The 19447-nt window shown below is 58.2% G+C and carries 20 protein-coding genes; 6 read left to right on the forward strand and 14 right to left on the reverse strand.

Annotated features, from left to right (window positions below; translation table 11 throughout):
• Nucleotides 1-15 precede the first annotated feature (15 nt).
• From WG939_RS03845 to WG939_RS03870, 6 genes are all read right to left on the reverse strand, one after another.
• Nucleotides 16-513, reverse strand: coding sequence for a ComF family protein (locus WG939_RS03845; protein ID WP_339982797.1), 498 nt, complete (start codon nucleotides 511-513; stop codon nucleotides 16-18).
• 110 nt (nucleotides 514-623) lie between these two features.
• Entirely contained in the window at nucleotides 624-2336 is a 1713-nt protein-coding gene (gene lpqB / locus WG939_RS03850; RefSeq protein ID WP_339982800.1) for an MtrAB system accessory lipoprotein LpqB, read from the reverse strand.
• Nucleotides 2326-3936: an MtrAB system histidine kinase MtrB gene (gene mtrB, locus WG939_RS03855; RefSeq protein WP_339982803.1), complete on the reverse strand. Its 1611-nt coding sequence runs from the start codon at nucleotides 3934-3936 to the stop codon at nucleotides 2326-2328. The genes lpqB and mtrB overlap by 11 nt, the downstream gene beginning before the upstream one ends.
• A 12-nt stretch (nucleotides 3937-3948) precedes the next feature.
• Nucleotides 3949-4632, reverse strand: coding sequence for an MtrAB system response regulator MtrA (gene mtrA / locus WG939_RS03860; protein WP_339982805.1), 684 nt, complete (start codon nucleotides 4630-4632; stop codon nucleotides 3949-3951).
• A gap of 51 nt (nucleotides 4633-4683) precedes the next feature.
• Nucleotides 4684-5313, reverse strand: coding sequence for a dTMP kinase (locus tag WG939_RS03865; protein WP_339982806.1), 630 nt, complete (start codon nucleotides 5311-5313; stop codon nucleotides 4684-4686).
• Between the two features lie 2 nt (nucleotides 5314-5315).
• Entirely contained in the window at nucleotides 5316-5669 is a 354-nt protein-coding gene (locus tag WG939_RS03870; RefSeq protein WP_339982808.1) for a DUF4259 domain-containing protein, read from the reverse strand.
• Nucleotides 5670-6003: 334 nt separating this feature from the next.
• Here WG939_RS03870 and WG939_RS03875 point away from each other — a divergent pair, with 334 nt between their 5' ends.
• Nucleotides 6004-6750 carry a hypothetical protein gene (locus WG939_RS03875; protein WP_339982809.1) on the forward strand — a complete coding sequence of 249 codons (747 nt, stop codon included), beginning with the start codon at nucleotides 6004-6006 and terminating at the stop codon, nucleotides 6748-6750.
• A 51-nt stretch (nucleotides 6751-6801) separates the two neighbouring features.
• Here the strand turns inward: WG939_RS03875 and manA are convergent, their stop codons facing one another.
• The 4 genes from manA to WG939_RS03895 are packed head-to-tail and all read right to left on the reverse strand — an operon-like array spanning nucleotide 6802 to nucleotide 10768.
• A complete protein-coding gene (gene manA, locus WG939_RS03880; protein WP_339982812.1) occupies nucleotides 6802-7989 on the reverse strand; it encodes a mannose-6-phosphate isomerase, class I in 1188 nt (395 codons plus the stop codon).
• A 10-nt stretch (nucleotides 7990-7999) separates the two neighbouring features.
• Complete coding sequence (locus WG939_RS03885; protein WP_339982814.1) at nucleotides 8000-8935, reverse strand: hypothetical protein; 936 nt, start codon at nucleotides 8933-8935, stop codon at nucleotides 8000-8002.
• 9 nt (nucleotides 8936-8944) lie between these two features.
• Nucleotides 8945-10336: a phosphomannomutase/phosphoglucomutase gene (locus tag WG939_RS03890; protein ID WP_339982816.1), complete on the reverse strand. Its 1392-nt coding sequence runs from the start codon at nucleotides 10334-10336 to the stop codon at nucleotides 8945-8947.
• A 45-nt stretch (nucleotides 10337-10381) separates the two neighbouring features.
• Nucleotides 10382-10768 carry a DUF3499 domain-containing protein gene (locus WG939_RS03895; RefSeq protein WP_339982819.1) on the reverse strand — a complete coding sequence of 129 codons (387 nt, stop codon included), beginning with the start codon at nucleotides 10766-10768 and terminating at the stop codon, nucleotides 10382-10384.
• A 92-nt stretch (nucleotides 10769-10860) separates the two neighbouring features.
• On the opposite strand from WG939_RS03895, the gene WG939_RS03900 reads away from it, so the two are divergent.
• Complete coding sequence (locus WG939_RS03900; RefSeq protein ID WP_339982822.1) at nucleotides 10861-11313, forward strand: metallopeptidase family protein; 453 nt, start codon at nucleotides 10861-10863, stop codon at nucleotides 11311-11313.
• A gap of 3 nt (nucleotides 11314-11316) precedes the next feature.
• Here the strand turns inward: WG939_RS03900 and WG939_RS03905 are convergent, their stop codons facing one another.
• From WG939_RS03905 to rfbD, 4 genes are all read right to left on the reverse strand, one after another.
• A complete protein-coding gene (locus tag WG939_RS03905) occupies nucleotides 11317-11595 on the reverse strand; it encodes a WhiB family transcriptional regulator (RefSeq protein ID WP_339983730.1) in 279 nt (92 codons plus the stop codon).
• A gap of 322 nt (nucleotides 11596-11917) precedes the next feature.
• Entirely contained in the window at nucleotides 11918-13006 is a 1089-nt protein-coding gene (locus tag WG939_RS03910; RefSeq protein WP_339982825.1) for an NDP-sugar synthase, read from the reverse strand.
• A 15-nt stretch (nucleotides 13007-13021) separates the two neighbouring features.
• On the reverse strand, nucleotides 13022-13918 hold the full coding sequence (locus tag WG939_RS03915) for a glycosyltransferase family 2 protein (RefSeq protein ID WP_339982827.1): 897 nt from the start codon (nucleotides 13916-13918) through the stop codon (nucleotides 13022-13024).
• Nucleotides 13915-14757, reverse strand: coding sequence for a dTDP-4-dehydrorhamnose reductase (rfbD, locus tag WG939_RS03920; RefSeq protein WP_339982831.1), 843 nt, complete (start codon nucleotides 14755-14757; stop codon nucleotides 13915-13917). The genes WG939_RS03915 and rfbD overlap by 4 nt, the downstream gene beginning before the upstream one ends.
• Before the next feature lie 71 nt (nucleotides 14758-14828).
• On the opposite strand from rfbD, the gene WG939_RS03925 reads away from it, so the two are divergent.
• Genes WG939_RS03925 through WG939_RS03940 form a run of 4 tightly spaced genes read left to right on the forward strand, consistent with a single transcriptional unit; the run spans nucleotide 14829 to nucleotide 19414 of the window.
• Nucleotides 14829-16403, forward strand: a complete 1575-nt coding sequence (locus WG939_RS03925; protein ID WP_445227870.1) for an LCP family protein — start codon at nucleotides 14829-14831, stop codon at nucleotides 16401-16403.
• Nucleotides 16404-16427: 24 nt separating this feature from the next.
• A complete protein-coding gene (locus tag WG939_RS03930) occupies nucleotides 16428-17090 on the forward strand; it encodes a TIGR03089 family protein (protein WP_339982833.1) in 663 nt (220 codons plus the stop codon).
• Between the two features lie 12 nt (nucleotides 17091-17102).
• Nucleotides 17103-18122, forward strand: coding sequence for an ABC transporter ATP-binding protein (locus tag WG939_RS03935; protein WP_339982835.1), 1020 nt, complete (start codon nucleotides 17103-17105; stop codon nucleotides 18120-18122).
• Nucleotides 18123-18166: 44 nt separating this feature from the next.
• Nucleotides 18167-19414 carry an ABC transporter substrate-binding protein gene (locus WG939_RS03940; RefSeq protein WP_339982837.1) on the forward strand — a complete coding sequence of 416 codons (1248 nt, stop codon included), beginning with the start codon at nucleotides 18167-18169 and terminating at the stop codon, nucleotides 19412-19414.
• The last annotated feature ends 33 nt before the right edge of the window (nucleotides 19415-19447 follow it).

Consider the following 19447-nt stretch of genomic DNA (forward strand, 5'->3'; position numbering starts at 1 on the left):
ATAAAGCAATACTTATCACGCAGCACAAATCACCAGAGCGCCAGCGACCTGGACTTTTGCCGCAAGAAGTAGGGCTGAGGTCACAGAAATCGTCGAACCAGTGGTCACAACATCATCCAAAATCACAACTGGCGATGGCGGAATTGCCTCCAACACCACGTTTCCCGCCAAGTTTCGCTGCCTGGATGAAGCATCAAGTCCCACCGACTCCTTCACCTGCGAACCATGACGCACACAGCTGACCACATTGGCCCCGCTTGCCCGTGCAACGAGTGTGACCGGGTCTCCCCCACGCAGGCGTGCCGACGCTCGCCTCGTCGGAGCAGGTACCAGCGTTAGCTCCTCAACCTCAGGCAATTCACCCCGCGCAGCTAAATACTCCAGTCCCGAGCGAACCACGGCACCAAGAAATTGCGGGACGTCGCGTCGTCCCCTTTCCTTCATCGCCAGCAAGGCTTCCCTATGCACGCCCGAATAGTTGCCGAGGGCCCACACCGGAATGTGCGGGTCCACGGTAGTAAAAATGCGTTGCGGAGTTCGGGCCAGGTGGCGTCGACAAGCGCGGCATAAAGTTTCCCCTGCTGCGCCGCACCCCGCGCAATGTTTCGGCAGCAGCAGTTCCATTATTTCGCCACAATCGGTGCGACGCGCTGTCCTTGGAACGCAGGGACTTCACGCCAGAACGCAAGACCAGAGGTATTAATCGGCAGCTGTAGCAGCGCGCGGGAGTCTGTGATGTAAATGGTCGAGCTGCTAGCAGAAATCGCCACGACGGGAGCTGAGACGTTGCCCGCAGGAAGAGGCGTCAGTGCGGAACCGTCCGATTGCACTTGCCATACCGGCGTTTCAGGAGTGGAAGTTCCGACGAGCATGGAACCATCGATCTTCCAATCCACGGTGAGCGCCGTTCCAGCCAGCGCCGGAGCGATCTCACGCACGTTCGCCAGCTTTCGGTGACCGACACTCGGACGTTCCACAGTGGCCAGGTAGACACGTCCACCGACAATGAACGCGCAGCGCGCACCCGTCGGCGAGAGCCTCAGCACGGAAATGAGCCCACCCAAACCTTCCAGCTCGGACGTGTCGACCTCGGTGTGCGACACTTCCCCACTCGTTGTGGAACGGGCAACTCGGGCAACCTTGCGTCCATCCAGAACCGTCCACACGGCATTTCCGCCATTTTCAAACGTCGGGGCGGAGAGGGTGCGAGCATCGATACCTGGGCGAGGCTCTTCGTCGATCTTTCCGACCATCAGTGAGGAGCGCTTCGCGTCTTCCTCGCCTGTGGTTTTGACCATCGCTGCAAGCTCGGTGCCCGCTTCAACATCCGCAGATGCAATGTCAGAAGCCGTTCCCCACGTACCTGGGACTGGGACCGCGCGGTCCCCATCCACTGCAAGCAGCTTCCCGCCAGCCAAGGCGTACAGCGGCGAACCTGCACCTGGGGATGCCCCCGGATTGTATTCCGCAACCTGCTCAATGGTCAGGTATTCAGAATTTTCAATCGCCGGCGTGTTATCGATCTCGATTTTGTACGGCCCCGGGACGCCCGCTTTTGCCAAGGTCCACACCACTTGCGCAGCGAAGCGATAGCGTCCCTCAGCACTCAGATCGCCGAACCCGGAGAAGGAGTACACGCCCGAGTCAAAGCCAGAGAACGTCGCTCCTGGTGGGACATACGACTTCACACCTGGCTTGAGCACTTGCTGCGGCCCTTCAACAAGCAGCGACAACAAAGCGGTGTTCAGCGACGCGTTTCCGTTGTACACCCACCTGCGATCGACCACGAGGTCACGATCCGTCGGGTCCATGAAGTACAGCGCGTAAGGCTGGTAGTTGTTGCGCAGTTCAGTGTGTTCCACCGCGATGCCCGGAGGAAGACTGACGATGCGCCACTGCCCATCGCGCTTTTCGACGTCGATAGTCGCCTCATACTGGCCGTGCTCCGGCTGATACACGCCCCCAATTCCGATAGAACCAATGACGGGCCCGCGCACGCTATAGGAAATCTTGTTGTCAGTTGCACCGGGAAGCGCGTTGACGTCAATGCGATCGAGGACGAGCATGCCTGCCTGTGAATCCCAGGACTTGGCAGTCTCCGGGGTGAGGTACTGCCTAGCCGCCTGATGACGGCCGGTTGGCTTGATCGACTCCTTGAAGAAGTCACGCACCAAAAGATCCGGGTCCTGCCCCATCTCAGGTCCTGAGGCATCAGAACCCGTGGCTGCCGGGGCGAAGGTCCGCAACGCCTGCGGAGCGGAATTGCTCGGAATTGTGGTACATGCCGAAGCTAGCAAGCTGAGCGAGGCCAGCGTGCCGAGGAGCTTAGCGTTCATCAATGACCACCCCGCCATCTGTCACAGGAGAATTCGAAATCGGAACTGCGGCCACATCGGGATGCGCCAATGGAATCGGGCTATTGCTGTATCGCTGCTTCGCGACGAGCGGCAGCGTGAGCCGGAAACGCGAACCAACGCCGATGCTTCCCGACGCCTCCAGGCGCCCACCGTGCAGGCGTGCATCTTCGGAGGCGATCGCAAGCCCCAGACCGGTGCCACCGGAATGCCTCTTGCGGGAAGGATCGGCGCGCCAGAAACGGTTAAACACCAGCTCCTCTTGCCCAGGCTTCAGGCCTACTCCGTGGTCGGTTACGGCAATGGCTACGGCGTCTTCGTTTGTCTCCAGGAGCACGTCAACTGGCTTGCCCTCGGAGTGGTCGATGGCATTTGCCAACAGGTTGCGCAGAATTCGCTCGATTCTGCGAGCATCCATAACAACGTTGACTGGCTCATCAGGCACATCGAAGCTTACGGTTACCCCGAGTTGCTTGGACAAATGCTCCGTTTGCTGCCAGGCCGCCTGAAGCGCGCTGCGGATATCAACGCGTTCTTCTGAAAGATCCGCTACACCGGCATCGTGGCGGGAAATTTCTAGCAGGTCGGCGAGCAGCGTCTCAAAGCGATCCAGCTCACGGATCATGAGCTCGGACGCACGCTTGGTGTAAGGATCGAGTTCCTCAGCATGGTCGGCGATCATGTCGGCCGCCATGCGCACGGTGGTCAGCGGTGTGCGCAGTTCGTGCGAGACGTCGGATGTGAATTGACGTTGCAGGTCGCCGTATTCCTCGAGCTGGTCAATCTGTTTGGACAGCGACTCCGCCATCGAGTTGAAGCTGTTCGCCAGGCGCGCCATTTCGTCTTCGCCTTCAACGACCATGCGCTCCCTACGATGCCCCGCGGCAAATCTCTCTGCAATGCGGCTAGCGGAGCGCACTGGCGCGGTGACCTGTTGGGTCAGCAGCCAGGAAATGGCCACGATGAGCACGAGCAACACCACGCCACCGGCAGCGAACAGGCCCTTGATCAGCGCCAACGTCGCTTCTTCCGTGGCTAGCGGCATGACTAGATAGACCTGCAGCCCGCTGACATCGGTATCAGTTGGGGTACCGATGATGAGCGCCTTATAGGGGCTACCGTCGTAACCGGGAAGGGAGGCGAATTGGTAGGAAATCTGTCCTTGCGACACGAAGTGACGCAGCCGTTGCGGAATCTCGAAACCTTCTGGCGACGCCGTCTGCGTCCCATCAGGATTATCGACAATCAGGACAGGTTCGTAAATCGAATTCGGCCCATCCGGTTCCACCATTCCCAGGTTGGTCAGCGAGGCACGAGCAGAGTTGAGCCTGGCTTGCAGGGAGTTGGAGGAGTCGGAAGCAGATATTTGCTTTTCCACGGCAATGCGGGCGCGCTCGATCTCGCTCTCGGCGGTCTCGAGCTTCGTATCAACAAGCTGTTGCGCAACGATGCTCACCAGGGTGAGACCCAGAAACAACACCACAACAGTGGTGGAGACCAGGATCGAGCCGATCACGCGTACTTGCAGGGAGGTGCGCCAGCTATCCAGCATCCGGTCCCACATACGGCGGGCAGAAGTCATAGAGAATTACTGTTAGTCGTTGTGGCCAGTCTTGTAGCCGACGCCACGAACCGTGAGGATGATCTGAGGGTTCTCAGGGTCCTTCTCGATCTTGGCGCGCAGACGCTGAACATGAACATTGACCAAACGGGTATCGGAGGCGTGACGGTAGCCCCAGACCTTTTCCAACAGCTCTTCGCGAGTAAAGACCTGGCGTGGCTTGCGAGCCATTTCCAGGAGCAGATCAAACTCGAGTGGGGTGAGCTGGATTTCTTCATCGCCACGACGCACGAGGTGACCAGGGACGTCGATGACGAGGTCACCGACCTCAATGAGCTCAGAAGGCTCCTCATCAGTGCGACGCAGGCGGGCGCGAATACGCGCCACCAGTTCCTTTGGTTTAAATGGCTTGCTCACGTAGTCGTCTGCACCGGACTCGAGTCCCAGCACCACGTCAACGGTGTCGGTCTTCGCCGTCAGCATGACGATTGGAACCATGGATTCGAGACGAATAGCACGGCAGATGTCAACGCCGTTCATGCCTGGCAGCATCAGGTCGAGAAGGACAAGATCCGGCTGCTCGCGCTGGAATACTCCAACAGCTTCGCCGCCGTCCATGACTGCAACCGTGTCGAAGCCTTCAGCTTGCAGCACGATTGTCAGCATTTCGGAGATAGCAGGATCGTCATCAACGACGAGAATTTTCGCGTTTGTCATTTCTTCCTCTGGTTGCTCTCGCGCAGGCAAAAATTATTCAGTAATCGTCCATCATAGGTTCTTTTGATCCCTAATGCGCGCGATAATGCGCCGGGACAATGTTGTCACATCTTCATTCGGGGCAGCGACAATCCACTCGGAACCCCAGGATTCGGCCGCTAGGCGTCGATAAGCGTCGCAGGTCCGGGCCTGCAATCCCCCATCGGTCTCGTAGGCATCCTTGGCGCGGTTGGTGTCGTCGATCGCTCGCTGATTCGCACGCTCTGCAGCGACCTCAACCGGCGTGTCGAGCAGGATCTGCAAGTCGGGACGAGGCAGGCCCAGACTCTCAAACTCGAGATTCTCGACCCACGCCACAATCGACTCGTCCTGCGTACGCGCCCAGCTGTATGCGGCATTGGATGCTACGTAGCGATCCAGCAGCAAAATGTTGTCCCCCTGCGCTGCAGCGCGCAGCTTATCGACGGCCCCATGGCGGTCCAACGCGAACAACGTAGCCATTCCGTAGGCACTGTCGATCAAATCGCCCATCTGGTGCCGGAGAGCTCGCAAAGCCAGCTGGGCATGAATGGATTCGTCATAGCGCGGAAACGCAAGACGCTCGACAGTGATGTGCTCGGCTAGCGCCGTGGCAAGCGTATTTTTGCCGGCGCCATCGATGCCTTCGATGCAGATAATCACTGTTAGTTGAGCGCCTCGAGGTAGACCTCAAGGTCTTTCTCAGTGTCGACATCCTCTAACAAGGTGGCTGCCTGCTCGCGCAGCACCTCAGAGCCAGAGCCTGCCAGCTCGCGCACGAATGGGTAGTTTTCAGCGATTTCGCCAGCAGTGAATGGCGCACCGGCCCAAATCGCCGCAATGGTAGCTGCAAGCAAACCATTGGCAGTTTCTTCGTCGTTGACAGCCTTGCCGCTGGCAACGAGCGCTACCGCATCTTCAATAGCCTCCACGATATCTTCGGAATCCAGGCTGGCCATTTCGTCCAGAAAGTCAACGTTGTTCTCGTCCGCAAAGATTGCGACGTCCCAGGCTCCCATGTTTCTCCTGCCAATCGGGGCCCGCAGCGCAGGCCGTTAGTCCATAAGTGTCTTGCTGAAAATCTCAAGGCCGACAGTCACCTACTAGATTTACTTGGATTAGCGCGTTCGCGCCACTGCCACCCCTCACACACTGTGTGACACTTCACCTAATTTGGTTTCCTTATTTTTCATTCAATATTTTGCCTGTGATCTTTCCATGCCCGCAATCACATGCTAGGGTCAGCGTTGTTACTAATTCGTTACTCGATGTAACTAATTTCTATGCCCATACGATCTCACTTGTAGGACATAGTTCAAGCGCTGTGTCCACTCATAAAGAGGAGAACGATACGTGAAAAAGCACACCCGAGGGTTCCTCGCGATCGTAGCTTTCGGCTGCGTCGCGGCTGGTGCCGTGGGCTGGGGCGTGTGGGCCAATTCCGCCCCTGAAGACACTCGCATTTCCAGCGAGTCGTCACATTCTCGTGTCGCAAATTCGACCTCAACCTCGTCCTCTCCGAAGTCGTCTTCGGAGGCCACTCCTTCGACCGCCCCGGCACCGAGCTCTGAGCAATCAAAGCGATCTCAGCAGCAGGCCCCCGTGTCTCAGTCGGATCCTTACTTGGCCCCTAATGCCTTCATCCCGAACGGCCCAATTGTGGCAAGCACTCCTACCCGGGTGTACTCCCCTTCTACGACCATCGCGGGAACCCCACAGGTGGAGACGTCTGTTCCGCCTTCATCTCAGCCGGTGAATACCACGACTTCTCGACCAATCACCGACACCCCTATCGACGAGCCACGTGAGCCTGTGGAAACCCCAACAGATGCACCATCGCCGTCGCCGTCGCCATCTGTTGAACCATCGCCAGAGCCACCTGTGACCGAGGTTGTTCCGGAACCTACTCCGACCACTGAAGAGGTTTCGCCACCAACTCTGGTGCAGCCAGTGCCGTCAACGGAAACGTCGACGACAGCCCCGGAGGAGCCAACTCCAATCGATCCAGTAGCTCCGACGGAGCCAAGCACAACGGAACCAACCCCCTCCGAGGCTCCAATTAGCAGTGGCTTGGCAGCCGAGCCACTTGCTACTAACTAAACGAAAAAGAGCGACAAGCCACATAAGGCTCGTCGCTCTTTCTTGTTACAGCTAAACGGTTGCTACAAAGACCGTCGCACCGGTCGCAGCCATAGTAACCTCCGGATCCCCAGCAGGTACCCAAGCGGCACTACCTGCAGGTACCTCTAGCTTCGTGTCACCACAGGACAGCTCGGCAACCCCAGACGTCACCAGGACGATCGCAGGACCATCGTGTTCAAACGAAGCCTCTTCCGCCAAGTTCCAGCAGGCCAGCTCAAACTCATCGATTGGCGTTGGGAAATCCGTGCGCACACCAGTGCTGACCGGGCTGATACGAGGATCTGCCAAAGAATCAAAGGTCAACACACGCACGAGTTCTGGCACGTCCACGTGCTTCGACGTCAGGCCCCCGCGAAGCACGTTGTCAGAATTGGCCATGATTTCCACGCCCAAACCCTTGACGTAGGCGTGCAACTGACCTGCATCAAGGTACAGTCCTTCGCCTGGCTGGAGGGTGAACTTGTTCAGCAACAGTGCCCCCAATACGCCAACGTCGTATGGGTAGCGTTCGTGCAGGGCCACGACGTTGGCCAGCTCTTCCCGCATCCATTCCGGCAGGTCCTTCTTCTCGAGGGCCGCAGTGGCAGAGGAAACAATGTCGTCGATGAGCATGGTGCGGCTGGCGGAAGGAATCGTAATCCACGTGGTGAACAGGACACGCAAATCATCTGATTCATTTTCAGCAGACCTATCCAGCATGGCGACGTAACGATTTACCTCAGCGCTGTCCAGGGCCTGGAACAGCTCAAGAGATTTAACCAGCGGACGGAAGCCCGCCATCGCTTCAAACTCGGTGAGAGCGACGATCAACTCTGGCTTGTGATTGTCGTCCTTGTAGTTGCGGTCACCTGCAGAAATATCAATTCCCTGCGCATTTTCGCGGGCAAAGCCTTCCTGGGCCTGAGCCAAAGATGGGTGTGCCTGGAGAGAAAGTGGCTCCGCAGCTGCCAAGATCTTGAGCAGGAACGGCAGATTGTTCCCGAAGCGTGCAATGACTCGCTGGCCAAGATGATGGACAGGATCCGCATGAATCATGTCGATGAGCTCTGCTTCCCCGATGGTTGCTGATGCAGCTGGGTGTGCCCCGAACCACAGCTCCGCTTCTGGACGAGAAGACTGCTCTTCACCACGCAATCCTGCGATGAGTTCGCGCGACCCCCACGGATAATGGCGTAGTCGACCAGTCAGCAGTTCCATGTACAACTCCTTAGTACACCGCCGCAGCTAAGCCTCTCACCATCAGCCGCAGAATGTTTTCTAGCGATATTTCGTCTGATTCGGCATGTTGGGTAACGGACCGCGGAACTGCCGAATCCCGCTGGGCCCAGACAACAGTCCTCAAGGGTAGCACCAACTGCTCTCCCTCTTCGAACAGGTCATGGAAAATATCGGTCTCATTTACATTAAGATTCGGCAGTGCAGCCTGTAGCTCAGAAAGCTCAAGTGCTGCGCTGACCAGGCCATTAGCCGCCCAGCCGGTCGAGATCACTCGCGCTAGCTCAGCTGGGGCTCCCGATAGTCCGGAGTGCACGACGCGGTTTTCTACCGCAAGTGTGTGCAATTGCCGAGCCTGATTCACCAGCTCGTCCCGTTCTGGGCTCACGCTGAGCAGTTCTTCATCCACAGCCGCAGCCGCCAAATCCAGGTGCTCACCGACCACCCGCGCGGGCGTCGTTAAGCTCGTTGCCAGGGCATACACCGTTGCGACCACCGCAGACGGCTCGATCCCCTCGGTCGTCGCGGGCACAGGCACCATATACGCGCCTTCGGGCGCTTCATCCCGCAGCGGCCCTTCGGACGGGGCAAGAAGGACGGAGACGCAGCCCCGTCGCGCCGCTTCATGAAGGTCGCGTTCCTGAGGCGCCACGCTTTTCGACGACGCCACCACTACGACGTCCAGTGGACCGGCATATCGTGGCAGCGACTCCACAATGGTTACTGGCAGCGGAAGCGGCTCTACGAGTGCGCAGGCAAGATGCGCGGCTGCCCGGGAAAGTTCGTCAGCCACAAGCACGATCAAACTGCGTGGCTGAAGATCGGAGATGTCTGAGCAGATACCGTCGTCGATGAGCCCGCGGGCTCCCCGGATGAAGGCGCCCTCGTGCGCGAGGTCGAAAAATCGAACGGCAGCTGCGTCGTACATCTTGCCTCCTTAGGCGCGGATAACGGAGAGCACCTCAGCGCTGAGCTCGTCGACTTCTTTACGAGTCGGAGCCTCAGCGTTCAGGCGAAGCAGTGGCTCGGTATTGGAAGCGCGAACATTGAACCACGCCTTCGTGCCCTTCAGCTCGACTGTGACGCCATCGAGGCGGTCCACGCTTTCGATGCGATCAGCGAAGTGATCCAGCACGGCCTGCGTGCGCTCCTGCTGCGCCTCCTTGGAAGCCAGCTTGGAGTTGATTTCGCCGGAAGCCTCGTAGCGGTTGTACTGTGCCATCATTTCACTCAGTGGCTTGTCCTGGCCACCCAATGCGGCAAGGACGTGCATTGCTGCAAGCATGCCGGAGTCTGCGTTGAAGAACTCGGTGAAGTAGTAGTGCGCGGAGTGCTCGCCACCGAAGACAGCGCCCTCTTCAGCCATCGTGGCCTTGATGAAGGAGTGGCCCACGCGGGTGCGAACAGCCTTGCCACCGTTTTCCGCGATGATTTCCGGAACGGACTTGGAGGTGATCAAGTTGTGGATGATGGTTGCACCTGGCTTTTCTGCCAGGTATCGCTCCGCCACGATCGCACAAATTGCAGATGGGCTGACTGGCTGGCCGAGCTCGTCGATGACGAAGCAGCGGTCGGCATCGCCGTCAAACGCAAGTCCGATGTCCGCCTTGGTCTCGAGGACGAACTTTTGCAGGTCGACCAGGTTCTTTGGGTCGAGTGGGTTTGCCTCATGGTTCGGGAAGGAACCATCGAGCTCGAAGTACAGTGGCTCGATATCAAGAGGCAGATTCTTCAGCACTGCCGGCACGGTGTGGCCCCCCATGCCGTTGGCTGCGTCTACAGCTACCTTGAGTGGGCGAATGCCGTTGAGATCGACGAGGCCGCGCAGGTATTCGCCGTAGCCTTCCAGGCAGTCGTCCTTCGTGAGCTTTCCTGGTTCGCCGTCGTAGCCAGGAACACCTGCGACCAGGTCATCGATGATGGTGGCGAGTCCGGACTCCTGCCCCACTGGTCGTGCGCCGGAACGGCACAGCTTGATGCCGTTGTAGGCAGCTGGGTTGTGGGAGGCGGTGAACATCGCGCCTGGACATTCGCGAACGCCAGAGGCGTAGTAAAGCTGGTCGGTGGAGGTCAGCCCAAGCATGACAACGTCGACGCCCTGTTCAATGACGCCCTCGGCAAATGCACCCGCGAGTTCTGGACCGGATTCACGCATGTCGTGACCGATGAGGATTTGGGTAGCGTCTTCAGCGCGCATCAGTCGGCCAAAGGCGGCGCCGGTATCACGCATGAAGTCAGCGTCGATTCCATCGCCAACGATTCCGCGAACGTCATAGGCTTTGATAACAGCTTCGACAGCTTCACGGCTGCGGGGTGCGGCAGTGCGCATGGGGCAATCTCCTAGGTAGGTGCAACAGTAACTACCTATCCTAGATCAATCTTCGCCATCAACGACGTACAGATGTGCCCGTCGGCGTCCCTTCTCTGCTTCTTTGATTTTGGAACGATGAATTGGATGGTTCTGTGTTGGCTCGTCGATGACCAATCCAGAGCCACCGCTGCCGGCTTCACGCACGGCCTTAGCCAGTGCGGTGAGGTCGTCATCGTCGTCATCGCGGTCAATTTCGGACACACGCAGCATGTTCCAGCCCAGTGGTGCGGTGATTTTCGCAGCGTGCTCTTCGCATAGGTCCCAGCTGTGTGGCTCGGAGGCTGGAGCTAGTGGGCCAATGACGGCGGTAGATTCTGCGTACGCGTAAGTCAGCGTAGCGACTGCGGGCTTGCCGCATCCCGGACGACTGCAACGACGAAAATTACTCACCCGACAAAGTCTAGACCTTTAGTTGACACTTTGGTAGTGCACACACGGCGCGCCTGGCTTTTCCGCTGCGCAGAACACCTTAATCTAGTGCCATGGACGTTAAGGCTGGACGAGATCGACACGGGCGCGGGCTGCGCGGCCCCCTACTGCCCCACGCCACGCCGCGATTTCGTAGTCGGGCCGAGCTTTTCGACGCCGCCGTCCTGGAAGCCTATGCCCCAATTGCCAACTCTTATCCGGAAGAGCTAGCAAACCTTGACATCGCTGTCGACACGGTGCCACGCATGCGTCTTGGTGTCGATTACTCACTGATGACGGACGAAATCGTGGCCGATGGAACTGTCCCATTGGGTCGCGTTATTCCGGCGGGTATTGATCGTCGTGGCAAGCCGACCAGGCCTCGCATTGTCATTTTCCGTAAGCCAATTGAGGCAAGGTGCATAAACAAAGAAGAGCGCAGCGAGATCCTGTCAACGGTTCTCACAACGCTAGTGGCAAATCATTTGGGGATCGATCCAACCGACATCGACCCAGATTTCGAGTAAAACTTAGCCGATCTGCTTCTTCAGGCGACGGCGCTCTCGCTCGGAAAGCCCGCCCCAGATGCCGAATCGCTCGTCGTGCTCGAGGGCAAATTCCAGGCATTCATCTCGAACGCCACACGCTTGGCAGATTCGCTTAGCCTCGCGGGTTGAGCCACCCTTTTCAGGGAAGAAGGCTTCTGGATCAGTCTGCGCGCACAGCGCTTGATCCTGCCATTCTTGCTCAACTGCCCCGAAGAGGGCATCGAAAGACAGATCAGAGCCAGTTTCCAACCCAGAATTCATCCCGCGGGAAGTTGCGTCATTCGCCACGTACTCCATCGACGCTCCTCCTTCTTCCGTAGGTGTTTTGGTGAGTTTTCGTCGGTCCACCATTTGTGGACTTACACAAGTGTGATTACACACCGATCACTAGATATCGTCAACCTCGTGGCAGATATTTTCCGGTCAAATCGCCATTTTCCCAAGATGTAATTAACTCCAGTAACAGAATTAACAAGACCCCCGCCACGGGGGCGAGGGTCGGGGGTACTACATCTAGTGGTGACCCATTCAGCACCAAACAACTCTAGAGTTGCTTCGGCGTGTCGTGACCCACCTACTTGACTTAAGCGTCAGAGGAGAATCGCACACCATTGTCCGGAATAACAACGCCCGGCCAGACGCGCATGCCACCCTTGAGTTCACAGCGAGCGCCAATCTTGGCGCCGTCTCCGATGACGCAATCAGAGATGCGTGCATTCGCACCAATCGTCACGCCAGCGCCAATGATGGAGTTTTCGATGATGGCGCCCGGCTCCACCTTCACACCGTCAAAAACGACAGTCGCTTCCAGGCGAGCTCCAGCACCAATCTCTGCTCCACGGCCAACAACCGTTCCGCCAAGAAGCCATGCCCCGTCGTGAACGCCGGCCGTGTCGTCGACAAGCCCTTCACCGGTTCGACCCTCAAGCAATGGCGAAGGCGCGATACCACGCACGAGGTCAGAGGAACCGCGCACGAAGTCGTCCGGGGTGCCCATGTCGCGCCAGTAAGACTGGTCGACGTAGCCGTACACGCGACGGCCCTCTTCGAGCAGACGAGGGAAGGTTTCGCGCTCAACGGAGACCGGACGACCTTCTGGAATGGTTTCGATCAGCTCACGCTTGAACACGTAAATGCCGGCGTTGATCTGGTTTGTCGGAGGATCCTCGGTCTTTTCCAAGAACTCCAACACGCGACCATCTGAGTCAGTTGGCACACAACCAAAAGCGCGTGGATCAGCAACGCGCACGAGGTGCATGGTCAGATCGGCGTTCTTCGAGGCGTGGGTGTTCAGCACCTGCGTGAGGTCGGTACCGCCGAGAACGTCACCATTGAAAACCATGACGGTGTCGTGGCGCAGCTTGTCGTAGACGTTGCGGATGCCACCGCCGGTGCCCAGCGCCTGCTCCTCGACGACGTACTCAATCTCCAGGCCCATATCGGTGCCATCGCCAAAGTATTCCTCAAAGACTTCTGCCTTGTAGGACGTTCCCATCACCACGTGGGTGATACCTGCTGCCTTGATGCGCGCAAGCAAGTGCTTGAGAAATGGCACGCCTGCGGTTGGCAACATTGGCTTTGGAGTGGACAGGGTCAGTGGGCGAAGGCGGGTTCCCTTGCCACCAACGAGGATGACTGCATCGGTTGCGCTAGTCAGATTTTCCATACTCATACTTTCGATTATTCCCTACTTGGCCCGACGTCTCTGGGCGGCGGCCACAGCGATTTCACTTCGGACTTTCAGACCCAACCACAACAGCGCCCGAATCGGCGCCTGAACGAGGCCAGGATGCCTGTCCGCCTGAAACTTGTACGCACTGCGGTGATGCGCTGGAAGCATTGATTCCGGGTGCTCGCCCGCAACGTGTCCCTTGCTGTGTTGGATCCGCGCTGCCGGGCAGAAAATGTTCTTCCAGCCAGCCTTCCCCAACCGATCTCCGAGGTCTACATCCTCCATGTACATGAAGTAGTCCTCATCGAACCCAGCAATCTGATCAAAGGCCTCCCAGCGCACCAGCAGGCACGATCCGGAGAGCCAGCCAGCTTCGCGTTCGGTCTCCATGTCCGCATCATTGCGATAGGCGCGGGACCATGGGTTCGACGGCCACACTGTGGAGAACAGCGCATGCCCGATGCCATTGCTCAGGGTCGGTACAGCGCGGGCCGACGGATAAGCCGAGCCATCGGCTTCCCGAATGTATGGCCCCACCGCACCAGCCTTCGGATGGCGACGAGCGCAGTCAATGAGGACGTCAATGGCCCCCTCATCAAAAACCACGTCCGGGTTGGAGATGACGAAGAATTCGGTGTCGATCTCGCCTTTGGCACGTCGCTCTGCCAGGGCCCGCGCTGCGAAGTTGATGGCGCTGCCATAGCCAATGTTTCCACCAGTCGGAAGAAACTCGGCATTTTGATACTCTTCTGCAGCCTTTTCAGGGGCACCGTCAACTGAACCATTGTCCGCCATGACAACGATGGTGGGTTGGTTCGTCGCGCGTGGCACCGAGTCCAGGAACGCAGACAGATGCTTTCCTGGCGAGTACGTCACCGTGACGATCGCTATTGGTTCATTCACAATTGTCAAAGCTTAGTAGACACTGAGCGACGCACCGCTGTGCGCCACTCCGGAAGCGGGCTTAAATCCGCAGCTAACCATGATGAAGTGTCAAGTACCGACCAATGGGGACGAGGTGCTGGCCGAGGGAACTCTTCCGTGGTGCACGGCGAGACCCGCTCCGGATCAGCGCCACACGCCTCGAACACTTCCCGAGCAAGGTCATACCAGGTAGCTTGACCAGCACCAACACCGTGCAATACGCCACCAACCTGCCGCTGGGCCACTTCCCACAGCCCGGCAGCCAAATCAAACGCGTTCGTCGGACTACCCCACTGATCATTCACGACGCGTACCGGATCACTTCCGCGAGCAAGTCGTAGCATGGTCGACACGAAGTCCTTGTGCGGCAACAAATCACCGCTAAACAGCCACGCGGTACGGACGATGGCAGCGGAAGGGCACACCGAAAGCACCGCCAGCTCGCCCTCCAATTTGGTTTTTCCATAAACCGTGTTGGGCTCCTTTGGATCGTCGACAAGCAAAGGTCGCGGCTCCACGCCCTCGCCGAACACATAATCCGTGCTGATTTGAATGAAGTGCGCCCCCACCTCGTCCGCGACCTCGGCCAGCGCGCCCGCCCCGACCGCATTGATCGCCCGGGCCGCGTTCGGCGCTGCCTCCGCACCATCGACGTTGGTGAACGCCGCAGTATTAATAATGACGTCCGCGTCAGCGAGCTTGTCGACGGCTGGCGCCGTCACATCACATTCCGCTCGAGACAATCCCCGCACATCTATATCTTTCGGAGCCACCTTCAGCAATGCTTGCCCAAGTTGGCCCTCGCCTCCCACGACCACAACGCGCATTGCCCTAAACTCCTTTGATGACTATTGTTAAACCACTCTAAAACACCCTGATCCAACCTGTGGAGCCGAACGTGAACCACCCACCCCGCCATGGCCGTGACATCCAGCCAGCTCCTATTCCAAAGCCGGATCTTGCACAAGTGGGACCACGCTCGCTCAAGGTGTTGCTCGCAACCTTGTCCGCCCTTGTCCTTTTGGTCTCTGGCACTGGATATGCGCTGGTAGGATCGCTAGGCAACGATATTGCTTCTGCTGGTGGGCTCAAGCTCGGCGGTGGCGGAAAGGGCATCAAGGATGCCAAGGATGGCGCCACCGATATTTTGTTGGTTGGCTCCGACTCTCGTACGGATGCCCAGGGAAATCCGTTGTCTGAATCCGAGATCGCCATGCTGCGCGCTGGCGACGAGGAAAACCTCAATACGGACACCATCATGGTGATTCGTATCCCAAATGATGGTTCATCGGCAACGGCTATTTCCATCCCGCGTGACACGTACATCAAGGACCCGGAACTGGGTAATACCAAGATCAACGGTGTGTTCCTCGGCTATAAGACCGAGGAAATTAACAAGTTGCGCGAGCAGGGCGTCACTGATGAGAAAAAGCTCGAGAAGATGGGCACAGAGGCGGGCCGAAAGGGCCTGATTGACGCCGTCGCCAAGCTGTCCGGCATCACTGTGGATCACTACGCAGAGATCGGCTTGCTCGGATTCGTGCTGTTTACCGATGCAGTCGGTGGCGTGCAGGTGTGCCTGAATGAGGACACTCAGGACGAGTACTCCGGCGCAGACTTCAAGAAGGGCGTTCAGACGCTCAAGGGGCCAGACGCACTGTCGTTCGTGCGTCAGCGCCACGGACTGCCGCGAGGTGACTTGGACCGCATCGTCCGCCAGCAGGCCTTCATGGCCTCCCTGGTGAACCAGGCCCTGGAGACCGGCACGTTGACCAATCCCGCCAAGCTGTCGAGCCTTTCCGAGGCTGTGCGTCGCTCCGTGGTCATCGATGAAGACTGGGACATCATGGGCTTTGCCAACCAGCTCCAGAACCTGGCTGGCGGCAATGTTCACTTCGAAACTATCCCGGTAACCTCCATCGATGGCGTCGGCGACTACGGCGAATCCGTCGTGACGATCGATCCGACCGAAGTCCACGCATACTTTGACACCTTGCTCGGTAGCGGATCCACCAAGGCATCCAGCGCGAAGCCATCTCCATCCGCGTCAGCTACAGCTACGCCAAAGTCCGCGCAGCTCCACATCCTCAATGCTACCACCACGACTGGCCTGGCTACCCAGGTCTCCAGTGCATTACAGTCGAGCGGTTACAAAGTTGCTGAGGTCGGCAACGCTCCGACAGGTATGTACAGCCAAACCCAGGTTGTTGCCGCCGATCCGTCCTCCGCCGAGGCGACCGCGCTTGCCCAGGAGCTAGGCGGGGTCCCGGTCACGGCTTCCCCATCGCTGGAAAGCGATTCTCTCGTTGTGGTGATCGCCGACGATTACGCAGGACCGAAGTCGAATGATCCGGTTTCCCCGCAGGCTACCGAGGCGGAGTCCGTCGGACAGCCAGGAGCAGACTTCGGCGAGGAAGTTGAAGTTGCTCCAGCCATCGATGCAGGTGGCGACGGCCCTCGCTGCGTCAACTAGCACCCTGTCAGTACCCTGGGTGCCATGGAGATCTTGAAGAATCTGTTGTCCTCAGACCCCGCGGCACCCCGGCTGACGTTTTACAACGAAAGCACGGGTTCTCGACTCGATTTTTCCGCGGTCACCTTGGACAACTGGGCTGCAAAAGTGGGCAATATGCTGCTCGAGGAATTCGATCTTTCGGCTGGAGACAGCATTTCGATCGATCTTCCCCCAAGTTGGCAATCTGCTGCTATCAGCCTGGGCGCGCTGGCCGCGGACATCACTGTTAACTTCGATGAATCCCCCGCAGAAGTCCTGTTCTGTGGACTGAATTCTGAAGCCAAGGACGACTTCACCGACGTTGCCATCGTTACCGACGATCCCTTTGGGCGAGGCGTGGCCGAAATTGGTGAGGAGATGCCAGAAGGCGCAGTGGACTTTGGTCCTACCGTCCGCTTTTATGGCGACTCCTTCCCACTGCCCACCCGCAGACTCGAAGAGTGCCTTCCACCAGAACTACTCAATTTCGCGCCTGGCGAGCGAGTTCTGACCAGTGGCTGGAGCGACTGGGATTCATTTGCGCGCACCGTTTTAGCCCCGCTGGCCTGTGGCGGAAGCTGCGTCATCGTCACTGGCCCGGCATCCACCGGACGACTCGAAAAGATTTCACAGGCGGAACGCATTACAAAAGCTTTATCAAGCTGATAGCGTTCTTGTATGTCTTCGGTTACATTCAGCGACGTCACCATCAGATATCACAAGGCTCCCGAGCCTACTGTCGACAAGCTCAATCTTGAGATCGCCGACGGGGAATTCCTCGTCCTCGTGGGCCCCTCGGGCTGTGGCAAGTCCACCGTTCTTCGGTCCCTCGCTGGCTTGGAACCGGTCGAATCCGGAACCATTCACATTGGCGACAAGGATGTAACCAAGCTCGATCCGGCCGATCGCGACATCGCGATGGTGTTCCAGAACTATGCGCTTTATCCACACATGAGTGTGGCGGATAACATGGGTTTCTCGCTGCGCCTGGCCAAGCTATCGAAGGCAGAGATCAAGGAAAAAGTAGCAGAAGCAGCGGAAATTCTTGGCCTCACCCCATACCTGGACCGCAAGCCCAAGGACCTATCTGGCGGTCAGCGCCAGCGAGTTGCCATGGGTCGCGCGATCGTGCGCAAACCAAACGTGTTCCTGATGGATGAACCGCTGTCCAACCTGGATGCGAAACTGCGCGTCCAAACCCGAACCGAGCTGGCTGCACTGCAGCGCCGCCTTGGCACCACCACCGTCTACGTCACCCACGACCAGGTCGAGGCAATGACGATGGGCGACCGCGTCGCCGTACTCAAGGATGGCCAGTTGCAGCAGGTGGCACCGCCACGAGAGCTTTACGAAAAGCCAGCCAATGTGTTCGTCGCAGGTTTCATCGGCTCTCCTGCCATGAACTTGGTTCCGTATCAGCACGAAAAGCTGGGTGACGTGACCTTGGGTATGCGACCGGAGGACGTCGTCACGCATGCTGAGCAGCGACCAGGATCTATCGCGGCCATCGTCGACATCGTGGAGGAGCTCGGTAGCGAGTCCTACGTGTACTCCCACATGGTCGACTCGCCAGAGGTCGCTTTGGTGAGCCGCCAGCTACCAGGAACGTCGCCCGCTCCGGGCGCGAAGATCTTCCTGGAATTCAACATGGATAAAGCGCACTATTTTTCGAAAACTACTGGACAACGCATCGATTAACGCTAGATTTGGTATAAACCCTCAACCCGAAAGGTTATATCCTCATGAAGTTCACTCGACGCACCGCAGGCGTCCTCGCTGTTGCGGGCTTGACTGCCGCTCTCGTCACCGGTTGCTCATCCTCCGATGACAAGGGCAAGGGATCCACCGAGTCCAACACCGCCCGTGGCCCAATCACCTTCGCGATGGGCAAGAACGACACGGACAAGATCAAGCCAGTGATTGAGAAGTGGAACCAGGCCCACCCAGACGAGAAGGTTGAGCTCAAGGAGCTCGCCGGTGAAGCTGACGCCCAGCGCGACACCCTGGTCCAGTCCCTGCAGGCTGGCAACTCCGACTACGACGTCATGGCACTGGACGTCATCTGGACCGCTGACTTCGCAGCGAACCAGTGGCTCGCTCCACTCGAGGACGACCTGAAGGTTGACACCTCGAAGCTGCTGAAGTCCACCGTGGAATCTGCCACCTACAACAAGAAGCTGTACGCAGTTCCGCAGAACACCAACGGCCAGCTGCTGTTCCGCAACACGGAGCTCGCCCCAACCGCGCCAAAGACCTTTGACGATCTGAAGAAGTCTTGCGCCGAGGTCAAGGGCCAGGACTGCCTCACCCTGCAACTCAAGCAGTACGAGGGCCTCACCGTGAACACCGTCGGCTTCATGGAAGGCTGGGGTGGCAAGGTGCTCGATTCCGACGGCAAGACCCCAAAGGTCGACTCCGCTGAGTCCAAGGCTGGTTTGCAGGCGCTTGTCGACGCCTACGGCGACGGAACCATCTCCAAGTCCTCCATCTCTGCCACCGAAGAAGAGACCAACTTGGCCTTTACTGAGGGCAAGTCCGCTTACGCCATCAACTGGCCATACATGTACACCAACGCTCAGAAGGCTGGCGTGAAGTTTGAGGTTCAGCCACTGGTTGGCAAGGACGGCGTGGGCGTATCCACCCTGGGTGGTTACAACAACGGCATCAACGTCAACTCCAAGCACAAGGCTACGGCCCGTGACTTCATCGAGTTCGTGATCAATGAGGAGAACCAGAAGTCCTTCGCAGACAACTCCTTCCCACCTGTGCTCGCATCCATCTACGATGACGCTGCCCTCGTGGAGAAGTACCCATACCTGCCTGCGCTGAAGGAGTCCCTGCAGAATGCATCTCCTCGTCCAGTTTCTCCGTTCTACCCTGCCATCTCTAAGGCAATCCAGGACAACTCCTACGCTGCCCTGACCGCTGGCAAGAGCGTTGATGACGCCACCAAGGACATGAAGGCAGCCATCGAGAACGCCTCCAAGTAAGTTGTGATTTACCCCCTGGAAGGACAGCAAAGC

Source organism: Corynebacterium sp. H130 (genome assembly GCF_037572395.1).
Classification (GTDB): Bacteria; Actinomycetota; Actinomycetes; order Mycobacteriales; family Mycobacteriaceae; genus Corynebacterium.